At 65.1% G+C, this 21,485-nt stretch carries 18 protein-coding genes; 9 read left to right on the top strand and 9 right to left on the bottom strand.

The window, feature by feature from the left end:
• Window positions 1–8: 8 nt before the first annotated feature.
• The 4 genes from G4223_RS05865 to G4223_RS05850 all read right to left on the bottom strand — a co-directional run bounded on the left by G4223_RS05865 (window position 9) and on the right by G4223_RS05850 (window position 7,229).
• Window positions 9–1,565, bottom strand: a complete 1,557-nt coding sequence (locus tag G4223_RS05865) for a hypothetical protein (protein WP_163676349.1) — start codon at window positions 1,563–1,565, stop codon at window positions 9–11.
• A 32-nt stretch (window positions 1,566–1,597) separates the two neighbouring features.
• Window positions 1,598–3,679: an NAD-dependent DNA ligase LigA gene (gene ligA, locus G4223_RS05860; protein WP_163676346.1), complete on the bottom strand. Its 2,082-nt coding sequence runs from the start codon at window positions 3,677–3,679 to the stop codon at window positions 1,598–1,600.
• Between the two features lie 151 nt (window positions 3,680–3,830).
• Window positions 3,831–5,339, bottom strand: a complete 1,509-nt coding sequence (locus G4223_RS20345; RefSeq protein ID WP_163676344.1) for an ATP-binding protein — start codon at window positions 5,337–5,339, stop codon at window positions 3,831–3,833.
• A 183-nt stretch (window positions 5,340–5,522) separates the two neighbouring features.
• A complete protein-coding gene (locus G4223_RS05850) occupies window positions 5,523–7,229 on the bottom strand; it encodes a sensor domain-containing phosphodiesterase (RefSeq protein WP_163676341.1) in 1,707 nt (568 codons plus the stop codon).
• A 217-nt stretch (window positions 7,230–7,446) separates the two neighbouring features.
• On the opposite strand from G4223_RS05850, the gene G4223_RS05845 reads away from it, so the two are divergent.
• From G4223_RS05845 to G4223_RS05805, 9 genes are all read left to right on the top strand, one after another.
• Entirely contained in the window at window positions 7,447–8,601 is a 1,155-nt protein-coding gene (locus G4223_RS05845; RefSeq protein ID WP_163676338.1) for an ABC transporter substrate-binding protein, read from the top strand.
• A 109-nt stretch (window positions 8,602–8,710) separates the two neighbouring features.
• Window positions 8,711–9,865 carry an ABC transporter substrate-binding protein gene (locus tag G4223_RS05840; RefSeq protein ID WP_163676334.1) on the top strand — a complete coding sequence of 385 codons (1,155 nt, stop codon included), beginning with the start codon at window positions 8,711–8,713 and terminating at the stop codon, window positions 9,863–9,865.
• A 52-nt stretch (window positions 9,866–9,917) separates the two neighbouring features.
• Entirely contained in the window at window positions 9,918–10,793 is an 876-nt protein-coding gene (locus G4223_RS05835) for a branched-chain amino acid ABC transporter permease (RefSeq protein ID WP_163676331.1), read from the top strand.
• 7 nt (window positions 10,794–10,800) lie between these two features.
• Window positions 10,801–11,745 (top strand): branched-chain amino acid ABC transporter permease, encoded by a 945-nt coding sequence (locus tag G4223_RS05830; RefSeq protein ID WP_163676329.1) that lies wholly within the window; start codon window positions 10,801–10,803, stop codon window positions 11,743–11,745.
• Window positions 11,742–12,503 (top strand): ABC transporter ATP-binding protein, encoded by a 762-nt coding sequence (locus G4223_RS05825; RefSeq protein ID WP_163676328.1) that lies wholly within the window; start codon window positions 11,742–11,744, stop codon window positions 12,501–12,503. Before G4223_RS05830 ends, G4223_RS05825 begins: the two co-directional genes overlap by 4 nt.
• Window positions 12,503–13,207, top strand: a complete 705-nt coding sequence (locus G4223_RS05820) for an ABC transporter ATP-binding protein (protein ID WP_163676326.1) — start codon at window positions 12,503–12,505, stop codon at window positions 13,205–13,207. Before G4223_RS05825 ends, G4223_RS05820 begins: the two co-directional genes overlap by 1 nt.
• An 81-nt stretch (window positions 13,208–13,288) precedes the next feature.
• Window positions 13,289–13,993 (top strand): glutamine amidotransferase, encoded by a 705-nt coding sequence (locus G4223_RS05815; protein WP_163676324.1) that lies wholly within the window; start codon window positions 13,289–13,291, stop codon window positions 13,991–13,993.
• Between the two features lie 78 nt (window positions 13,994–14,071).
• A complete protein-coding gene (gene spbR / locus G4223_RS05810) occupies window positions 14,072–15,187 on the top strand; it encodes a SpbR family protein (protein WP_163676322.1) in 1,116 nt (371 codons plus the stop codon).
• Between the two features lie 36 nt (window positions 15,188–15,223).
• On the top strand, window positions 15,224–16,390 hold the full coding sequence (locus G4223_RS05805) for a hypothetical protein (RefSeq protein WP_163676320.1): 1,167 nt from the start codon (window positions 15,224–15,226) through the stop codon (window positions 16,388–16,390).
• Here G4223_RS05805 and G4223_RS05800 read toward each other — a convergent pair.
• The 5 genes from G4223_RS05800 to G4223_RS05780 form a co-directional block, all read right to left on the bottom strand.
• On the bottom strand, window positions 16,387–17,343 hold the full coding sequence (locus G4223_RS05800; RefSeq protein ID WP_163676318.1) for a ChaN family lipoprotein: 957 nt from the start codon (window positions 17,341–17,343) through the stop codon (window positions 16,387–16,389). The two genes, G4223_RS05805 and G4223_RS05800, sit on opposite strands and share 4 nt — an antisense overlap.
• A gap of 72 nt (window positions 17,344–17,415) precedes the next feature.
• The gene (locus tag G4223_RS05795; protein WP_163676315.1) at window positions 17,416–18,141 is read right to left on the bottom strand and encodes an MgtC/SapB family protein; all 726 of its coding nucleotides are present in this window, start codon (window positions 18,139–18,141) and stop codon (window positions 17,416–17,418) included.
• A 57-nt stretch (window positions 18,142–18,198) separates the two neighbouring features.
• Window positions 18,199–19,893 (bottom strand): methyl-accepting chemotaxis protein, encoded by a 1,695-nt coding sequence (locus tag G4223_RS05790; RefSeq protein ID WP_163676313.1) that lies wholly within the window; start codon window positions 19,891–19,893, stop codon window positions 18,199–18,201.
• A gap of 116 nt (window positions 19,894–20,009) precedes the next feature.
• Complete coding sequence (locus G4223_RS05785; protein ID WP_163676311.1) at window positions 20,010–20,780, bottom strand: RNA methyltransferase; 771 nt, start codon at window positions 20,778–20,780, stop codon at window positions 20,010–20,012.
• Between the two features lie 2 nt (window positions 20,781–20,782).
• Window positions 20,783–21,475 carry a hypothetical protein gene (locus G4223_RS05780; protein ID WP_163676309.1) on the bottom strand — a complete coding sequence of 231 codons (693 nt, stop codon included), beginning with the start codon at window positions 21,473–21,475 and terminating at the stop codon, window positions 20,783–20,785.
• Window positions 21,476–21,485 lie beyond the last annotated feature (10 nt).

Below are 21,485 nucleotides of genomic sequence, written 5' to 3'. Positions count from 1 at the left end.
AACCGGCATCAGGCCCAGTCGGGGTCGATGACCTGACGGGCTTTGCGGTCCTCGGCCAGTTTTCGGACATGGGCCAGGTTGCGTTCGGCAACCTGGGCCGGTCCCTTGGCACCATGGGCGCGGAACACGTCCAGCGCCTCTTCCAGCACTTCCATGGCCTGGAGCAGGTGGTTGACGCCGCCGCCATGGCGGTCGAGCAGGAACAGTGCCGAACCCAAGGTGTTGCGTACCGACGCCCAGGCCAGCGGTGTGCGGTCGCGTGACCGCACCTCGAGCACGCTTTGACAGGCGTCGATGGCGCGTTTCAACACTTCGGGATTCTTCAACTGGTCGCCATAGACCTCCAGCACCTGGGCGATCAGGTGCATGATCTCGGCCCATCGCTCGGGCGCTTGGCCGCGGGTGTGCACCTGTAACGCCAATTGCAACGCCTGCAACGCCTCGCGCAGCAATTCACTGTCGCCGGTGATCAGGTCAAGCCGGTACAGCGCGGCCCCCAGCCGGGTCTGCAACGCCGCCCATTCCTGGGGCATGGTCGCCTTGCCGACGCATTCCACCGCCGACCGCCAATGTTTGACCGCTTCATCCAGGTTTTCTTCGGCCCGTTCCTTGATGCGTTCGGCCCGCGCGGTCAGGACGGCGGCCAGGTATTTGTGCATCAGGCCGCTTTCGAACGGCGGGTCGACACGCGGGTTCAGGCGTTTTTCCGCCGACCGGTAGGCGTTGATCGCACGTTGGAACCATTCCGCCGCCTGTGACGGCGGCACCACCTGGGCGCAGGCGGCGGCCACGTGACCATGGATCAGTTGCGCCGTGCGCTGCTGGGGCATGGACCACGCCACCGGCGGCTTGGCGGCGATGGCGTCGAGCGGCGGCGAGGCCAGGGGCAACAGGCGGCGCAGGCCGGCGCGTTGGATATGGTTGAGGGGTTCGATGGCCGCCAGGATGGCGCCGTACAGCAGATGCAACTGCGGCTCGTCCAGCTTGGCCGGGAAATCCAGGCGGCAGGCGGGGCCGAACAGGGTCGGCCGGTCTTCGTCCGGCATCGACGCGGTGGACAGGCGCAGGCGGTATCCGTCCTTGGTGACGTCGCCCCAGACCATGACGTCGGCGGTTTCGGCGGCGACCGCGTGGCGGGTGTTGGTGACCACCGCCGCCATCTGGGCGGGATCGTCCATGACGTCCAACTGGAACGGCCGGGGCAGCGGCTTGACCTTGAGGGTGGTCTTGCTGTCCAACAGCTTGAACAAGGCCTGCGACGCGGTGCCGTCGGCGGAATCGCCGTTCATGGCCGCCACCAGCACGGTGAACAACGGCGCCTCGCTGGGTACGGGCGGGGGTTGCTGTTGCTGCTGTTGTTTCGGGTCGGGCTGCGGCTTGGGTTGCAGCATCTTGGCGATGGCGTCGAGCAGACGCGCCAACCCACCCGGCGCGGTGGCGGGTGGCGGCGCCTCTTCCGGCGCGGGTTGCGGCTGGGGCGCGTCCAGACGCCGGGACGGCAGGTTCAGCGTCGGCCGTTCCAGCGGGCGTCTGAACCGCTCGCGAGGGTTCTCGGGGTTGCTCATGGACTCGTCACGAAATGACCCTGTCCTTTGTTCTAGAGCACGCCGGAGACAAGCGCCAGCCATTCGTCTTCGCTCAGCACCGCGATGCCCAGCTTTTGCGCTTCCGTCAGTTTCGACCCGGCGCCGGGACCGGCGACCACGTAATCCGTTTTCTTCGACACGCTGCCCACCACCTTGGCGCCCAATGCCTCGGCACGGGTCTTGGCCTCGGCGCGGGTCATGGTGGTGAGTTCGCCGGTGAACACCACGGCCTTTCCGGTTACCGGGCTGTCGGTCACGGTGACCTGTTGGGCGGCTTGGATATCAAGCTGCGCGGCCAGATCGTCCAGCGCCTCCAGGTTATGGGCTTCGTCGAAGAAATTCAGGATATCGGTGGCGACGGCGGGGCCGATGTCTTCGATGCTGATCAGGTCGTGATAGGCCTCGTTCTCGCGCGGGACGGCATCGACCATGGCCTGACGCCACGCGGCGAAGGTGCCGTAATGGCGGGCCAGCCGCTTGGCGGTGGCTTCGCCCACCTGGCGGATACCCAGGGCGAAGATGAACCGCTCGAGGGCGATGGTGCGGCGCTGGGCGATGGCGGAGAACAGCTTCGACACCTTCTTTTCGCCCCAGCCCTTGAAGTTCTGGAGCCGTTGCAGACCTTTGCTGTTCTTGTCCTCAAGGCGGAAGATGTCGGCCGGCTTGGCGATCCAGCCGCCGTCCACCAGGAATTCGATGTTTTCGTCGCCCAGCCCCTCGATGTCGAAGGCGTTGCGGCTGACGAAGTGCCGCAGCCGTTCCTTGACCTGGGCCTTGCAGGTCAGACCGCCGGTGCACCGGCGGATGGCCTCGTCCTGTCCCCGCACCGCGTGAGCGCCGCAGACCGGGCAGGTTTCGGGAAAGACGAAAGGAAGCGCGTCCGGGAGGCGTCTCTCCAGCACCGGCCCCACCACCTGGGGGATGACGTCGCCGGCGCGTTGGATGATCACGGTGTCGCCGATGCGCACGTCCTTGCGTTCGATTTCGTCTTCGTTGTGAAGGGTGGCGCGCGACACCACCACGCCGCCGACGTTGACCGGCCGCAGATGGGCCACCGGGGTCAGCGCGCCGGTGCGGCCCACCTGGATCTCGATGCGCTCCAATTGGGTGGTCGCCTGTTCGGCGGGGAACTTGTGGGCGATGGCCCAACGCGGGCTGCGGCTGACGAAGCCCAGCCGTTGTTGCCAATCGACGCGGTCCACCTTGTAGACGATGCCGTCGATGTCATAGGGCAGTTCGGCGCGTCGGGCCGCCATCTCGGCATGGAAGGCCAGCAACTCGGCGGCGCCGGTGCAACGCCGGGCCAGCGGGTTGGTGGGGAACCCCCAGCGGGTCAGGCGTTCCAGGAAATGGCCATGGCTGTCGGCCACGCTTTCCGAGGAATCGCCCAAGGCATAGGTGAACAGGCTCAGGGGACGCGACGCAGTCACCTTGGAATCGAGCTGACGCAAGGAACCGGCCGCCGCGTTGCGCGGGTTGGCGAACAGCTTTTCGCCGGCCGCTTCCTGGCGCTGGTTCAATGCCAGGAAATCGTCCTTGGTCATGTAGACTTCGCCCCGGACTTCCAGCACGGCCGGAGCGTCGGCGATCTCGCGCGGCAATTGGGCCAGGGTCATCAGGTTGGCGGTGACGTCCTCGCCCTCGGCGCCGTCGCCGCGCGTCGCCGCCTGGACGAAGCGTCCCCCTTCATAGCGCAGCGAAATGGACAATCCGTCGATCTTGGGCTCGGCCATGAAATGGATGGGCTCGTCCGGGGGCAACGCCAGGAAACGGCGGATGCGGCCTTCGAATTCCTGGACGTCCTCGTCGGAAAAGGCGTTGTCCAAAGACAGCATGGGCACCGCGTGGCGGACCTTGCCGAACCCTTCGGCCACCGTCGCGCCGACGCGGGCGGTGGGGCTGTTGGCCGCCAGTTCGGGATAATCCGCCTCGATCGCCAACAAGCGGCGCTTGGCGTCGTCGTAGGTGGCGTCGTCCACCTCGGGGGCGTCGTTGGTGTGGTACAGACGGTCCCAACGGGCGACCTGTTCGGCCAGCCGGCGGTGTTCGATGCGGGCTTCCAACGGTGAAAGGGGCGCGGTGTTCAGTGTCATGGCGCTTTTATAGCGACGGCCGAAGGGCTTGGCTAGTGGTCCACCCCAGACGCTTGGTCTCCAGGCATCTGGATAAGGTGGCCCGCCAACCTATTGAATTGTGGAGAAAATCAGACGAAGGCAAAGGGGGGATTTCGTCAGATTTTCTCCACTAGGCGCCGCCCTCGGGGACCAGCGGGACGGTGACGGCGAACATCGAACCTTGTGTCGGCCGCGACGAAACGTCGAGTGGATGCTGAAGCAGGTGGGCCGCGCGTTCCACCACCGACAGTCCCAGGCCGACGCCCTTGGCGCGGTCGCGTTCCGGGTTGTTCAGTTGGAAAAACTCCTCGAACACGATGCCCAGATGGTCGGCGGCGATGCCGATGCCGGTGTCCCAGACCTCGATGCGCAAGTTTTCCCCCCGTCGGCGGCAGCCCAGCAATACCCGTCCGTGCGTGGTGTAGCGCAAGGCGTTGGCCAGCAGGTTGTGCAGCATGCGATGCAACAGTTCTGGATCGCTGCGGATCGTGGCGGTACAGGGCACCATTCGGATCGACAATCCCTTGTCGGCGGCCGGGGCCGAAAACTCGCCGGCCAAATCGCGCAACAGCGGCGCGACGGCGATTTTTCTCAGGTTGGGGCGGATCAGGCCGCTTTCCAGCAACGACACGTCGAGATAGTTGCGCAGCAATTCCTCGCCCGACGCCAAGGCGGTCTGGGCGCTGGCGACCACTGCCTGTTCCGGGGTTCCTTCGAGCCGGTGCTCCAGGGTGTCGAGATACAGCCTGAGCGCCTGAAGGGGCTGGCGTAAATCGTGGTTGGTGGCGGCCAGAACTCGACCTTTGGCGGCGATGGCGCGGCGCAATTGTTCGTCCGAGCGGCGCAGCGCCGCCAAGGCGTTGTCGCGTTCGGTCAGGCTGTCGCGGAAACAGGCCATCGCGCGGGCCAGGGCACCGACCGGGGTCGTGGCGCCTTCGTAGGGAATGGCGACCGAGGTGTCGCCATCGGCCAAGGCCAGCAAGGTCGAACGTAGCCGGCTGAGGGGGCGATGGGTGTGAAAGGTCAGGACAAGTCCACACAAGGTGGCGGTCAGGGTGGCGCTTGCCAGCACCGCCAGGGCCAGCATCACGTGCTGCACCGACCGGCGGGCTTCATTCGCTTCGGCCCGAAGCCTTTGGGCGTTGTGCCGTTCGGCGGACTGGGCGCTTTCCAGCGTGTCGTGCAAGGCGCGATACAGGCGTTCGCTCTCGGTCTCGAACAGTTTCTCGGCTTCGGCGCGGCGGCCGGTGGCGACCAGTTCGGCGACCTGGGCCCGGTTGTCGCGCCATGCCGAGATGGCCTTGACCAGCGCCACCAGGATGGAATCGTCGCCGGCATGTCGTGACACGACCAAATTCAGCGCTTCGCGCAACGCCACGTCCTGGGGGGACGCCCGGTCGGGAATTGCCGTGGCGGCACCGGCGTTGCCGGTGCGCACGATGTCGTGCAGCCCGGTCTGAAGTACATGGATTTGCTGATGGGCACGCAACAGCGCGTCGGCCAGCATGAACGGCTGTTCGCGCAATTCGTCGGCGCTTTGCGCGGCGTGGTCGGCACGCCCCAGGACGACCAGGGCGATGACGAAGGAAATGGCGAAAAACAGGCCGAGAGCCAGCCACCGTGCGGAGCGTGTTTCCACTGGACGACACAGACCGGGCAGGGCGTCTCCGGTGGGCCGGAACGCGGGTTGTCGAAAGTGCGGGCCGAAAGGGCACGCGGAACCCGGCCACAATAAAAGTGCTCTGTGTCGCTAGGAATAGCGCCAAAGTCCTGGGCGAACTGCGTTGCCTAGGCTAAAGGTCTGGATGTGGAGTGTTGTTTATCAACCGGCGACAACGGAAAGTCCAGGTTCCGCCGTTCCGGCAACCTTTACGTGCTCGGTGAAGTATTTGATGCGCTTGGCGGCATCCACCGTCGGCTGGGCGAAATAATAACCTTGTGCGTAATCGATGTTGACCTCGCGCAGGACCTGCAACATTTCGCTGTCTTCCACGCATTCGCCCACGGTGACGATGCCCAGATCATGACACAGCGAGGTCACCGCCTTGAGTACCGAACGCCCCCGCGGGTCGTGGCCGCCTTGGATGATGGTGGCGTCGATCTTGACGAAGTCCACCGGCAGGAAGCGCAACAGGTCGAAACCCGACCCGCCCAATCCGAAATCGTCTAACGAGATACGCACCCCCAGGCGGCGGATGCGCGACAGCAAGCGCTTGGCTTCGTCCAAATTGTAGATTTCGGCGGCGTCGGTGATCTCCAGCACCAGCCGGCCCAGCACCTGACGGTTCTGCTCCAATATCTTGAACAGCGATTGATAGAACGCCGGGTTGCCCAGCGAATGGCCCGACACGTTGACGGCGATGGTCGCCAGCGTCGACACCTCGCCGGGGCTGCGCAGCAGGTTCAACGCCTTGGTTACCGCGATCACGTCGAATTCGCCGATCAAACCCACTTCGGTGGCGAAGGGAATGATCTGCGATGGCACGAAGAAGGCGCCGTTATGGGTGATGCGGCTGAACGCCTCGTATTTCAGGACGGCGCCGGTGCGCAGGTTGACCACAGGTTGGTAGAGGAACGCCAGCTTCTCGCCGCCGCGCACCATGGCGCGGAAGTTCTTGACCCGGACCAGGGTGTCCTGAATGGCCAGCTTGGCGCCTTCGGCCAGCGACTTCATGGCGAATTGGGTGCTGTCGCGCACGAAGCCGTTGACGATGTAGGTCATGGCCCGCGTGATGTCTTCGTCCGAAAGCGCGCTGTCGTCCATGTCCAGCGTCGCCGAATGCAGCTTGAGTCCCGATCCGCCGCCGGCCTTGCCTGCGAAGCGTTCTGCCAGGGCGGCCATGCGCTGGCGAACCATGGTGGAGGGAACCTTGTCGTCGTGCACCAGCCCGAAGGAGTGCGAAGTCAAGGGCCCGGCCGAGGCGCCGCGCACCGAATATTCCTCGAGCGAGTCCATCACCGTGGACAGGAAACTTTGGGTGGTGGATTGCTCCATCCGGCTGAAGTCGTTATTGGAGAAATCCACCAGGGTCAGCGTGTAATCCTTGCCCAGGCGGTTGCCTTCGTTCAGGCGTTGCTGAACCATCTCGATGAAACGGGCCTTGTGGTCGACCTCGCCGAATTGCCGTTCGGGCGTGGCGGCGGCGACGGGCGGGATATGCGACAGCACCAGATGGTAGGAACTGGGAAATTGCGGCAGCCGGATGCCCGACATGCGCAGTTTGGACACTGCGCCCGAGGCCCCGGTCATGGTGATGACCATCTGGTCCAGCCGGCCGGTATTACGAAGCTTGAGGATGGATTCCTCGAACCGCTTCTTGTCCTTGGGATGAATGAATTCGGCCAGTTTCTTGCTGGTCAGATCCGCGTCGGAAAGACCGTAAAGCGCTTCCCCCGCACCGGCGGAATAGGCGATGACGTCGTCTTCGCCCACCTCCAGCAACAGGTCCGCCCCGGCGAACGCGAAGGCGATGAAGCGGTCACGCTGCGCCTTCAGTTTCTCGACGACCGTAGAATCCTCACCGCCCATATGCCCTCCCCCGAGAACTGGGTCCGGGCGGACTTTAACAAATTTTTAAACTGTGCGCAAATACTTCCCTCGCAGAAGTATTAATTGAAAGTTGTGGAATTCTGCGGTTCCAACGCGGAATTGCCATAAAAAAACATGCGGAAATCTTGCCCCGCTGCCGTGCCGCCCCTAGAGTGCCGCCGTCACGCCTGCGTGACGGCGGCAAGGGGAGAGGTCCATGCGTTGTCTGGCTAAACTGGGAATGGCGGTAGCCGTGTCGGCGGCGGTGTTGTCGGGGGGTGGAACGGCATTCGCGGGCGAGGTGGTTCGCATCGGCGCCTTCCTGTCGGCCACCGGGCCGGCATCGTTCCTGGGCGAGCCGGAAAAGAAGACGCTGGAACGTTACGTCGAACGCCTGAACAAGGATGGCGGTATTGGCGGCCGTATGATCGAACTGGTGGTCTATGACGACGGCGGCGCGCCCGACAAGGCGGCGACCCTGGCCAAGCGTCTGATCCGCAACGATAACGTCGACATGATCATCGGCGGCACCGCGACCGCGACCACCATGGCGGCGATCAAGGTGATCGAGCCGGCCGGGGTGCCGTTCATCTCGCTGGCGGCCGGCATCGACATCGTCGAGCCGGTCAAGAAATGGGTGTTCAAGGTCGCCCACACCGACCGCATGGCGGCGGAAAAGGTGTTCGCCGACATGAAGAGGCACGGCGTTTCCAAGATCGCCCTGGTGTCCGAGGATTCAGGGTTCGGCAAGTCGGGCCGCGACCAGTCGTTGAAGGCGGCGCCGGCTTTCGGCATCGAAATTGTCGCCGACGAGGTTTATTCGCCGAAAGACCCGGACGTCACCGCCCAGTTGACCAAGGCCAGGAACGCGCCGGGGGTCCAGGCGGTGTTCAATTTCGGCTTCGGCCAAGGGCCGGCCATCGTCACCAAGAATTATCGCCAGTTGGGTATCAAGCTGCCGCTGTGGCAGTCGCATGGCGTGGCATCCAAGGAATTCATCCGTCTGGCCGGCGACGCCGCCGAGGGGGTGCGCCTGCCGGCGGCGGGACTGGTGGTGGCCGAGCAATTGGCGGCCACCGATCCGCAAAAGCCGGTGGTGACGGCGTTCAAGGCCGATTACGAAGCGGCTTTCAAGTCCGAGGTCTCGACCTTCGCCGGCCATTCCTACGACGCGCTTCAGATGGCCGCCGCCGCTGTCCTGCGCGCCGGGTCCACCGACAAGGCCCGCGTGCGCGACGAGTTGGAGAAGACGTCCGGTTATGTCGGCACCGCCGGTATGGTCACCATGTCGCCCACCGACCACATGGGCCTCAACGCCTCGGCGTTCCACATGGTGGAAATTCGCGGCGGCGGTTGGGTGTTGTCGGATTAGCTCGGGACTTTCCCGTATCAAAGATGTGGGCATCTTGCCCTGAAAGGAATCGGGCCATAAAGTGCGCTGTCAACCGGCCGCCAGACGCCGGAACAGAGGGAGGAAAGGAATGAAGGGCTTGGTATGGATGGGGGCGGCGGGTGTCGCCGTCCTGGGCTGTGTCGTGTTCTCCGGGGGCGTTCAGGCTGCTGAAACCGTCAAGATCGGCAGCTTCCTGTCGGTGACCGGGCCGGCGTCGTTCCTGGGTGAGCCGGAAAAGAAGACGCTGGAGCGTTATGTCGAGCGCCTGAACACGGATGGCGGTATCGGCGGCCGCAAGGTCGAACTGGTGGTTTACGACGATGGTGGCGCACCCGACAAGGCGGCGACCTTCGCCAAGCGCCTGATTCAGAATGACGGCGTCGACATCCTGGTCGGCGGCACCACCACCGGCACCTCCATGGCGGCGATCAAGGTGGTCGAACTGGCCGGCGTGCCGTTCATTTCGCTGGCCGGTGGTATCGACATCGTCGAGCCGGTCAAGAAATGGGTGTTCAAGACTCCGCACACCGACCGCATGGCGGCGGAAAAGGTGTTCGCCGACATGAAGACGCGCGGCATCTCCAAGATCGCCCTGGTGTCCGAGGATTCGGGGTTCGGCAAGTCGGGGCACGACCAGTCGCTGAAGGTGGCGGCCAACCACGGCATCGAAATCGTCGCCGACGAGGTTTATTCGCCGAAGGACCCGGACGTCACCGCCCAGTTGACCAAGGCCAGGAACGCGCCGGGCGTCCAGGCGGTGTTCAATTTCGGCTTCGGCCAGGGGCCGGCCATCGTCACCAAGAACTACAAACAATTGGGCATCGCCCTGCCGCTTTATCAGTCGCATGGCGTGGCGTCGAAAGAGTTCATCCGTCTGGCCGGCGCTGCCGCCGACGGCGTGCGCCTGCCGGCGGCGGGACTGGTGGTGGCTGGACAACTGCCGGCCACCGATCCGCAAAAGCCGGTGGTGACGGCGTTCAAGGCCGATTACGAAGCGGCTTTCAAAACCGAGGTCTCGACCTTTGCCGGTCACGCCTATGACGGCCTGCAACTGGCCGCCGCCGCCATCTCGCGGGCTGGCGGCACCGACAAGGCGCGCGTGCGCGACGAGTTGGAGAAGACCTCGGGATACGTGGGAACCGGCGGCATGGTCACCATGTCGGCCACCGACCATATGGGCCTGAGCCCGGCGGCGTTCCACATGGTGGAAATCCGCAACGGTGACTGGGTGCTGTCGGATTGAGTGAGGAGCCCCTCTTCCGGTGTCGCCGGAAGAGGGGGAAACTGAGGGTCAAATGTTCGCGGAATTCCTGCAATACCTGTTTTCCGGCCTGACCTCGGGGGCGATCTACGCGCTGGCCGGGTTGGGCTTCGCCATCATCTACAACTCGAGCCACGTGATCAATTTCGCCCAGGGCGAGTTCATCATGATCGGCGGCATGGCCACCGCGACCATGGTCGCGGCCGGATTGCCGCTGCCCTTGGCGGCGGTGTTGGCGGTGGTGGCGACCATGGCGGTGGGCGTGGCGCTGGAGAAGTTCGCGGTGGAGCCGGCGCGGGGTGCCGACGTCACCGCCATCGTCATCATCACCATCGGCGCCTCGATCTTCCTGCGCGGCGCCGCCCAGGTGCTGTGGGACAAGGAATTCCACGCCCTGCCGGCCTTTTCCGGCGACACGCCGCTAAGGCTGGCCGGCGCCACGCTGATGCCGCAAAGCCTGTGGGTGGTGGGGGCCGCCGTGGTGGTGATCGCGCTGTTGTGGTGGTTCTTCAACCGCACCTTGTTCGGCAAGGCCATGCTGGCCACCTCGCACAACCGGCTGGCGGCGCAGTTGATGGGCATTCCGGTGCGTTCGGTGCTGGTGGTGGCCTTCGCCCTGTCGGCGATGCTGGGCGCGGTCGGCGGCATCGTCGTCACTCCGATCACCTTCACCAATTACGAAGCCGGCATCATGCTGGGGCTCAAGGGGTTCTCGGCCGCCGTGCTGGGCGGGCTGGGCTCGGGGGCGGGGGCCATCGTCGGAGGTCTTCTGGTCGGCGTGGCCGAGGCGCTGGCCTCGGGTTATCTGTCCTCGGCCTACAAGGACGCCATCGCCTTCGTCATCATTCTTTTCGTCCTGTTCTTCATGCCGAGCGGCCTGTTCGGCAAGAAGGGCACCGACCGGGTCTGACGCCATCATGTGGAAATCTCCCCGAACCGGCGGGTTGGCCGTGCTGGTGGCGCTGGTGACATTGGCGCCGCTTGGCTTTCCCAACGCCTATTTCTACGACGTGGCGGTCAACGCCCTGTTCAACGCCACCTTGTGCGTCGGCCTGAACCTGTTGGTCGGCTATGGCGGCCAGATCAGCCTGGGCCATGCCGGGTTCTTCGCGTTGGGGGCCTATGGCTCGGCGCTGTTGACCGGGCGGTACGGCTTGCCGCCGCTGGCGGCGCTGTTGCTGTCGGCCGGCGTGGTCGGCGCCCTGGCCTTCGTGGTCGGGCGGCCCATCCTCAAGCTCAAGGGGCATTATCTGGCCATGGCCACCTTGGGCATCGGCATCATCATCCACATCGTGCTGAAGACCGAATCGGCCGTTACCGGCGGTCCCGACGGCCTGGGCGTCGACGCCTTCTCGGTGGCGGGGCTGACCGTATCCGGCGACCAGGCGTGGTATTGGCTGGCGGCGGTGCTGGTGGTTATCGCGGTTTGGCTGTCGCTCAATCTGGTGGATTCTCCGGTGGGCCGGGCGCTTCGCGCCGTGCACGGCTCGGAAGTGGGAGCCGAGGTGGTGGGCGTCGACACCACCGGCTACAAGGTGCTGGTGTTCGTGGTCTCGGCGGTGTTCGCTAGCGTGGTGGGCTCGCTGTTCGCCCACAAGAACGGCTTCATCACCCCCGACATCGGCAGCTTCTTCCGCTCCATCGAGGTGGTGACCATGGTGGTCCTGGGCGGCATGGCCTCCACCTTCGGCGCGGTGGTCGGCGCCGTTCTGCTGACGCTGCTGCCGCAGTTCCTGGCGTCGTTCGAGGATTACGAGGCCATGGTGCTGGGCGGCATCATGATGGGCACCATGATCTTCATGCCCAAGGGGTTGTTGCCGTCGTTGCGTCTTTTGCTCGCCAAGCGCCGGAGGACGCCATGAGCCTTTTGACCGTCGAGGGGTTGAGCAAGGAATTCGGCGGCGTGCACGCGGTCGAGGACCTGTCCTTCGCCATCAGTCCCGGCACCATCCATTCCATCATCGGCCCCAACGGTGCCGGCAAGACCACGCTGTTCAATCTGGTGACCGGCATCTACACCCCGACGCGCGGCGCCATCCGGCTGGACGGCCACGACATCGCGGGACGCAGGCCCAGCGAACTGGCGGGTTTGGGCATGAGCCGGACCTTCCAGAACCTTCAGGTGTTCTTCAACATGAGCGCCGTCGAGAACGTCATGGTCGGCCATCACCTGCATCTCGACCGCCGTTTCTGGGCGTCGCTGGTGCGTCTGCCGTCGGTGGTGCGGCGTGACCGGGCATGCCGGGCTCATTGCGTCGAACTGTTGGATTTCGTCGGCCTGGGCCGTTATGTCAATTCCGACGCCGCGTCCATGCCCTATGGCGCGCTCAAGCGGCTGGAAATCGCCCGCGCGCTGGCGGCCAAGCCGCGTCTGTTGTTGCTGGACGAACCGGCGGCGGGGCTGAACGCCACCGAAAGCCGCGAGATCGACGAGGTCATCAAGAAGGTGGCGGCTATGGGCGTCACCGTGGTTCTGGTCGAACACGACATGAAGATGGTGATGGGGATCTCCGACCATATCCTGGTGCTGAACTACGGCCGCAAGCTGGCCGAGGGCACGCCGACGGAGGTGCGCGCCAACGCCGACGTGGTTGCCGCCTATCTGGGAGCGCATGTCTGATGCTGCTCGAAATTTCCGATCTCTCCAGCCATTACGGCCGCATCCTGGCGCTCAAGGGCATCGACCTCAGGATCGAGCAGGGGGAACTGGTCGCCCTGGTGGGTGCCAACGGCGCCGGCAAGACCACGCTGCTGCGCTGTCTGTCCGGGGTGCAGCCCTTGAGCGGCGGCGCCATCCGCTTCGACGGCGCCGACATCTCGCGCATGTCGGCCGAAGGACGTGTCGCCGCCGGCATCGCCCAGGTGCCCGAAGGACGTCAGGTGTTCGGCCCGCTGTCGGTCGAGGACAACCTGCGTCTGGGCGCCTATCGCCGCCGGGGCAAGGGTGTGGCCGCCGACATGGAACGCATGTATGCGCTGTTTCCCATCCTGCGCGACAAACGGCACCTGCCGGCCGGCACCTTGTCGGGCGGACAGCAACAGATGCTGGCCATCGCCCGTGCGCTGATGGGGGCGCCCAGGCTGTTGCTGCTGGACGAGCCGTCCATGGGGCTGGCCCCCTTGCTGGTGGCCGAGATTTTCCAGACGGTCCAGGATTTGAAGCGCCAGGGAACCACCATCTTCCTCGTTGAACAGAACGCCACCGCCGCCCTGGCCATCGCCGACCGCGGCTACGTGCTGGAAACCGGGGCGGTGGTGATGGAAGGAACCGGCGCCGAGCTTTTGGCCGACGACAAGGTTCAGGCGGCTTATCTGGGGTTGTAGCCTCTGCGTGCGAGGGGTGGCGGCGGCGGCCGGTTCATGATTGAATGCGCATGCGCCCTTCACCTTTGACCGAGGCAGGATATGAAGACCTGTGTGGCCATCCGTCATCTGGCGTTCGAGGACCTGGACCTGTTGGAAGGAGTGCTGGCGAAACGCGGTTTCAGCGTGCGCTATCTTGAGGCCCCCACCGACGACCTTGCGGCGTTGGACGCCCTGGCCCCCGACCTGATGGTGGTGCTGGGCGGTCCGCTGGGCGCCTATGACGAAGAATCGTTCCCCTTCCTGTTGCCCGAGATGAAGGCGGTGGAAAGCCGGCTTCGGGCCGACCGCCCCATTCTGGGGCTGTGCCTGGGCGCCCAGATCATGGCCCGCGTGCTGGGGGCCAAGGTCTATCCCAACCCCGCTGGCAAGGAAATCGGCTGGTCGGCGCTGTCGCTGACCGAGGCCGGAGAGAACTCTCCTTTGGCCGAGTTGCAGGGCGCGGCGGTGCTGCATTGGCATGGCGACACCTTCGACCTTCCGCATGGGGCGGACCTTCTGGCCTCGACACCCGTCACTCCGAACCAGGCCTTCGCCTGGGGACAGCGGGCCTTGGGTCTGCAATTCCACGCCGAGGTCAGCGGCCGCGGCCTGGAACGGTGGTTCGTCGGCCATCTGGGCGAGATTTCGGCACAACCCGATCTCAGCGTCGGGCAATTGCGTGCCGAGACCGCCCGCCACGCCCCGGTCATCGAGAAAAAGGGGGCGGCGGCGCTGGGGCGGTGGCTGGATCAGGTCTGCGCATAGCTGTTCAGACCTTTGGAACAATGTATAATATCGGGTGGCCGCTGACCGGCGGACCCGCAAACCGAAAGAAAAGCGGACGTGGACCAGAAGCTGAACGAGGAAGACGTCGCCCGGTTGCTCGCCAATCCATCGGCGGACACGCGGGCCGAGATCGCCGGGAAGATCGCCGGACAGCATCCGGCGTTGAGCACGGCGCAGCGCAAACTGGCGGAAGACATCTTCCGCCTGATGGTCAAGGACGCCGAGGTGCGCGTCCGCGAGGCGCTGTCGCGCCAACTCAAGGAAAACCCGCTGGTTCCCAACGACGTGGCGGTGGCCTTGGCCCGTGACGTCGATAGCGTGGCGTTGCCCATGTTGCAATTCTCCGAGGTCCTGACCGACGAGGATCTGATCGAGATCGTCAAGGCACAGTCGCCGGAAAAGCAGGTGGCGGTGGCGCGGCGCGCCCATGTGTCGGCCCACCTCGCCGACGCCTTGGTGGACAGCCACAACGAAGCGGCGGTCGCCTCGCTGGTCGCCAACGAAGGCGCCGAGTTGACCGAGGCCGCGTTGCAGCGTGTGGTGGACGAATTCGGTTCTTCCGAGATGGTGGGAAAGCCGCTGGTCGAACGCGCCTTGCTGCCGGTGACCGTGGCCGAACGGCTGATGGCCAAGGTGTCCGAGAACTTGCGTCAGGCCTTGGCCGCCCGCCCGGACATGTCGCCGGAAATGGCCGCCAACCTGTTGTTGCAGGCGCGCGAGCTGGCGGTTCTGGGGCTGGCCGACACCGACACCGACGTCGCCAAGCTGGTCGATCACCTCTATCGCAACAATCGCCTGACGCCGTCCATCATCCTGCGCGCGGTGTGCATGGGCGACATGACCTTCTTCGAATGGGCGCTGGCCAAGCTGGCCCGCATCAAGCTCGAGAACGCCCGCACCCTGATCCATGACGCCGGCAAGCGGGGGTTCGAGGCGCTGTTCGACAAGGCTGGCCTGCCCAAGGCGTTCTTCGCCGCCATGCGGGCCGCCGTCGACGTGTCCTATGAAATGGAGTACGACGGTGGACCGAACGACCGCGAGCGGTTTTCGCGTCGGATGATCGAGCGCATCCTGACCCAGTATGGCGACCTGGGTGTCGAGTTCGAAACCGACGACCTGGAATACCTGCTGGCCAAGATGAACCAGCTTCCGACCACGATCTTGAACGAATAGTCCGGGACGATCCGGGCACAGGGGATGGGACAAGGGATGTCCGACAAGGGCAAGCCTGCCGCCAAGGCGGTGGACAAGGACGCGCAGAACCGCAAGGAAATCATCCGCGCCATCAAGGGACCCGTGACGGAACGGGTGCTGGAACTGATTCCGGCGCTCAAGTCCTATGACGATCCCTATGGCACGGTCATGGCGACGCCGGATTTGTTGTTCGCCTGTCTGCAACTGGTCACCACCCGGCGGGAAAAATTCCACGACCTGATCGTCGACGGTAACGGCGCCCCGGTCGAGGACAACGACACTCCCTTGCGTTGCGAACGGACGCTGAACCAGATTGTCGGCATGGTGGTGCGTTCGGGGGCCAAGGCCTATGCCGACCATCGTTGGGGAACCGCGCTCAAGCCGCCCGGCAAGGTGACTCAGAGCCCGGCGACCAAATCGCTGTTGGACAAGTTGGCCGATCTGGTCAAAGGCAAATGGAGCGAGGCCGAACAGCCCAAGCCGTCGCCGACCCAGGGCGACAAGTTCTATGCGGCCATCAAGGACCATCTGGACTTTGACTGGCAGGTGCCGCTCATTCCGTATTTCGCCGAAATTCCGGTCAAGCTGATCAACGAATTGGGCAAGGGCGTCACCACCCTGCGCACCCCCGAAGGCATCGCGTCGCTGGCCGACATCGGCCGCCATTCCATGGAACAGGCCCGCAAGATCCTGTCCGACGAGATGATGCGCGAGATGTTGGACACCCAGCCCTTGGCCGCCAAGGGTGTCGCCTTCCTGGGCAAGGAGCGTTACGAATTCCTGCACGGCGCCGTCTACGAGAAAATGGGCGACAAGTTCTGGGAGATGTGCGTCGATTGCGACCGTCTGGAAGCCATGGAGGTCCAAAACGCCAAGGACCTGGAAAACATGGCCGAATGGCTGCACGAGATTTCGGGCGAGACCATCAACCAGTTGGTCCACTACCTGCAATTCAACCAGATTCCGATCTTCCTGGGTGTGGCTCAGGAACGGCTGGGCGAGGGCCCGTTCCGCGCCATCTTCGGCCCGCCGGGCAACAAGAAGCTGATCAAGATGTTCTGCGAGAAGACGCAGCGGACACCGTTGGACCCGTCCGATCCGCTAGAGGATTTGAAGCGGCGTCTACCGGACGTGTTCGGCGCCTATCTGCGGTCGCCGGCCGATTTTGAAAAGGGGCTTTAAGCCCCTTTTCCTTTTTTCTTCTCCATGTGCCGGCGAAAAGCCTCGCACTGATCCTCGCGCTCTGCCGCCGGGGTGAACCACACCGCGTCGAATGGCGGTGTCCGGGTGCCGAAGCGTTCGCCATAGGCGGCGGGGTCGGTCATGCCGTCCTTGACCTCAAGAAAGCCGACCGAGAACGCCTTGGCCGTCGGTGCAAGCTGGGACAGCGCAACCGGGACACCGCGGTCGGTGCGGGTGTGGCCGGCACCGGCGATCAGGATGGCGTGGCCGTGGTCATGCATCCCCTGGATCAGGGCCTCGGCCATCACCTTGTCGCGGCTGCGCTGCACCCGCACCATGCCGGGAACCGCCGTGTCGGGCAGCATGCCGCAATGGCCGTCCTTGATGTCTTCGCCGATGCTGGCCAGTTGTTGCCGGGAAATGGGGGGAAGGCCGTGGTCGTCGCCGTGTCTGACGATGTCGCCAACCTGTTCGCGGGTCAGGTTGGCGGGAGCCAGCGCAGCTCCGGCCCGTAGCGCCACCTCGGCGATGGGGCGATAGAGCGACCAGGACGGCCACGCGCTCTTTTCCCAGGAAAGCGCCGGCCCCAATCCGGCGGCGTCGCCGGGATGATCGGCCAGATGGCGCCTAAGCGCCTTTTCCTGTCCGGCGTCGATCATCTCGAATGCCACCAGCGGGGGGCGGCCGCTTTCCATCAGGCGGGCCGTCATCCAGGCCTGAAGGGCATGGTGGTCGGCGTTGTCGTGGGTTTCGCCCAACAACACGGCGTCGGCGGCGCGGGCCAGTTCCACCACCTCGTCGGGAGTGGCGAAACGTTGGGTCGCCGGCAGCCACAGCTTGCCCACCAGGACATGGTCGCGCATCAGCGGTGCCTCGAAGCTTGGCAAGGGTGTTTCGGCGCGGGCGGGGATTGCGGCGACAAAGGCGGCGACAAAGGCGAGAACAAGACGCATGACGGTGTCCGGCAAGTTGGTTCCGGTCCAATGTAGGCGGCGGGGGCGTTCCTGCAATGCCGGCCGGAACATTCAGCTTCGGGTCGGCGACAGCCGGTATTCCAGCACCCCCTCAAGGCGGTCCAACGCTTGGACCAGCAGTTCCGGCTTGGCCGGCGCGTGGGCGTGCAGGACCATCTGGTATTCGAAGCTCCGGCCCCCCTCGCCGCGTTGGAAGGACCAATCCGATACCTCCCAGCCGCATTCCTCCATCATCTCGCGCAACGGGCCGGTTTCCGGGGTGTGGGCGCGTGGGAACTTCAGCGTCAGGTGCATCATGGTGGTGTGGGGCAGCGCCGTTTCGATGCTGCGCACGCCGCTCATCAACGCGATGGTGATGATGGCGGCACTGATGGCTGCGCCATAGAAGCCCAGGCCGATGACCACGCCGATGGCCGCCGTCATCCAGATCGACGCGGCGGTGGACAACCCGCGTATGGACATGCCTTCCTTCATGATGACGCCGGCGCCAAGAAAGCCGATGCCGGTCATGATGCCTTGGATGACGCGGGTAGGATCGGCCGAGGCGGGTGGCGTCGACAGGCTGCCGAACCATTGGCCGGGATAGGCGTTGACCACCGTCAGCACGCAGGCGGCGACGCAGACCAGGGCATAGGTGCGGATGCCGGCGGCGCGGCCGTGGAAGGAGCGTTCGTAGCCGATCAGCACGCCCACTGCCAGGGCGCCCGACAGGTGCATGAGAATGATGACGTTGGTGGTGATTTCGTCCACCGACCAATAGGCCTTGAGCAAGTCCATGGGCGTTTCCCCGGATGACGTTCCCCAAAGGGTAGGCCGTATCCGGTGAACCGAGGCTTAACCGCGCCGGACCGCGCACAAATCGGCCAGGAAACCGTCCACCGCCCGATCCAGGGCGCCGGCATGGCCCGACAGGGTTTCGGCTGTGGTCATGACCTCGGACGAGGCGGTTCCAGCCGCCTCCACCGCTTGGACCGCGCTGTCCAGGCCGTGACTGACCGCCGCCGCGCCGTCCGACACTTGCCGGATACTGCGGGCGATGTCGTCGGTGGCCGCCGCCTGCTGTTCCACCGCCGCCGCCACCGTGGCGGAAATGACGTTCATGCGTTCGATGATGGCGTCGATGGCACCGATGGCGGCGACGGCTTTTTGCGTTTCCGCCTGGACCCCGGCCACCTGGGAGCCGATTTCGTCGGTGGCACGTGCGGTTTGCCCCGCCAGATTCTTGACCTCGTGCGCGACCACGGCGAAACCCTTGCCGGCGTCGCCGGCACGGGCCGCCTCGATGGTGGCGTTCAACGCCAACAGATTGGTTTGCGCGGCGATGTCGGCGATCATCGACACGATCTCGCCGATGCGGCCGGCACTGGCCGCGAGGTCGCGCATGATGGCCGAGGTTTCGCGGCTTTGCGCGGCGGCCTGGGCGGCGATGCGGCCGGATTCGTCCACTTGCTGGCCGATCAGTCCGATGGAGGCCGACAATTGCCCGGTGGCGCCGGCGACCTGGGTGGCGGAATGGGCCGCCTGATGGGCGGCGTCCTCGACCCTTGCCGCGTCGCGGCGGGCGGTGTCCGACAACGCGCCCAACTGGCGGGCCGAGACTTCCATGCGGGTGGCCGCGTCGGCCACCTGGGCGACAAGGCCACGGACCGAGGAATCGAACTCGGCGGCCATGCGTTCGCGGGCGGCGCGACGGTCGGCGGCGGCGCGGGCTTCGGTGTCCGCCTGGGCCGCGCGCAATTGCTCGCGGTCGATGGCGGCGTCTTTGAACGACGCCAGAGCGCGGGCGATGTCGCCGATTTCGTCACGGCGTTGGGCACCGTCCACCGCGATTTGGGTGTCCCCCGCCGCCAGCCGGTTCATGGCGCCAATGATGTCTGTCATGGGCCGTGTGATGGAGCGCGCCACCACCGCCGAAGCGATCGCCAGCAACGCCAGACCGAACAGCCCGACGCCCAGGCCGATGCCGCCGGCCGTTCTCCAGCCGGCCGAGGCCCGTTCGAAATCGTCGCGGGCCAGGGTGATCTGGAGGTCCATCAGGCCTCGCAATGCTTCGGTGGCGGCGGAAAGCTGATCCGTGGTCCGCTCTTCCAGCATTTCGTGGGCGCCGTAGCTGTCGCCACCGCGAACCATGCTCAAGGTGTCGTTGGCGGCGGCGAAAAAGGCTTTGACCGCCTCGTGCGAGGCGGCCTCTAGGCTGCGTTCGTCGTCGGACAAGGGGCCGGCGGAATAGGTGCGCCACAATTGTTCCGCCTCGGTTTCGGCGGCGGCGATGTCCTTTTCCATGCGTTCCAGGGTCAGGCGCGAATCGCTTTGCACGACGGTCGAGACCCCGGCCCCCACCCGGTTGACCGCGTCCTGGATCTGTGCCAGCAAACCCAGCGGCACCACGCGGGCACCGTAAAGCGAGGTCATCCCGCGCGACAATTGGTGCCCGCCCAGAATGCCGGTGGCGCCGATGGCCGTTACCAAAACCACGCTGACCGCCAGCAGGATGGCCAGACGGGTGCCGAATTTAATGCGGTGCAGCATGTATTTCCTCCGTCCCCATGTATTTTTTGTGCGCATAGGGGGAGGATTGACTACGCCGACTTGCGGTCCCGTGTATATTGCGGATATCCGCAAGTCACCGCCGCGCGATTACGGCTTCAGTTTTTGGTGTCTGCCTTTTTATGACGATACGTCACCAGTTCGTGGACGATGCCGTGCAGGGTTTGCACTTCCTGGTTGGTCAGATTGGCGCGTTGGAACATGTTGCGAATGTTGCGCACCATCACCGGCCGTTTGTCGGGATGGCGCAGAAAACCGCAATCGTCCAACTCGCGTTCCAGATGACCAAAGAACTCCAGCAGCTTTTCCTTGCTGGCCGGCGGCTGGGCACCCTTGGTCATGTGCCGTTCCGGCAGTTCCGGGTCGGCCGCCTGATACCATTCATAGGATACCAGCAACACGCATTGCGCCAGATTGAGCGAGGAATAGTCCGGGTTCAGCGGCACGGTTACGACCGTATCGGCGAGGGCCACGTCGTCGTTGTGCAATCCGGTTCGCTCGGGACCGAACAGCACGCCGAAGCGCGTGCCCTCGGCCGCCAGGGCGCGCATGGCGGTCGCGGCGGTCTTGGGCGTGTCCACCGGCTTGACCATGAAGCGGTTGCGCGCCGTGGTGGCCCACACCCGTTGCAGGTCGGCGACCGCCGCTTCGGTGGTGTCGAACACCTTGGCTTCCAGCACCACCCGGTCTGCACCCGAGGCGGCGGCGATGGCCCGCTCGCTCAACCAGTCGGGCTTGGGTGCCACCAGACGCAGGTCGGTCAGGCCGTTATTGAGCATGGCGCGCGCGGCGGTGCCGATGTTCTCAGACAATTGCGGACGGACCAGGATGATCGCCGGTCCGGTGGAGGAAAGCGTGGTTTCGGCCATGTTTAATGCAAGATGCCCATGAGATAGCCGGCCAGCACGGCCAGGACGGCGGTGGCGGGCAGGACGATGTTGGTCAGGGTGCGGCGGGTGGCGTCGGATTTCTTGGTGGTGAAGACGAAATGGCGTTGCATGGTGCGCACCACCACCTCGACCGCCGCCGCGCCGGCGAAATCCGAGAACACGCCAGACACCGCCCACGGCGCATAGGAACCGTCCTCGAACTGGTTGAGCACGGCGCGCGAGGTCTTGTCGTCGTCGTCCAGGAATGTTTCCCAGCCGCATACCACCTTGCGGCCCTGGACCTTGTCCATCTGGGCATCGACGCGGTGGAAGGTGTAGGTGGTGTCGATGACCCGGACGATGCGGGAATTGGGTTCCTCGCGCTTGACGACGGGCGGGGTGGGGCGCGGCTTGGGCGGCGGGGGCGGGCTTTCCGCCTGGGCGCCGCTGTTCAGCACGGCATGCAACGGATGGTCGGGCGGCGCCAGCACCTGCCAGCGTTTCAACACTTCACGCGCCAGTTCCATGTGGCCGCTGGCCACCAGCCGTTCGGCCAGGGTCCGCCACAACTCGGCTGCGTCCTCGCCTTCCGATTGCTGGGCGGCGGCGCTGAGCGCGGGCAGAAGCTCGGGGCGCAACGAAGCCGGGCAGTGCAGCGCCACCCAGTTCAACACCTCGCTCATCGCCTCCGACATGGTCCGTCCG

Origin of the sequence: Magnetospirillum aberrantis SpK, from assembly GCF_011022235.1 — a bacterium.
GTDB classification, from domain to species: Bacteria; Pseudomonadota; Alphaproteobacteria; order Rhodospirillales; family Magnetospirillaceae; genus Magnetospirillum; species Magnetospirillum aberrantis.
The sequence above is the reverse complement of the archived record's forward strand: the minus strand, read 5'-3'. Positions and strand labels throughout refer to the sequence as shown.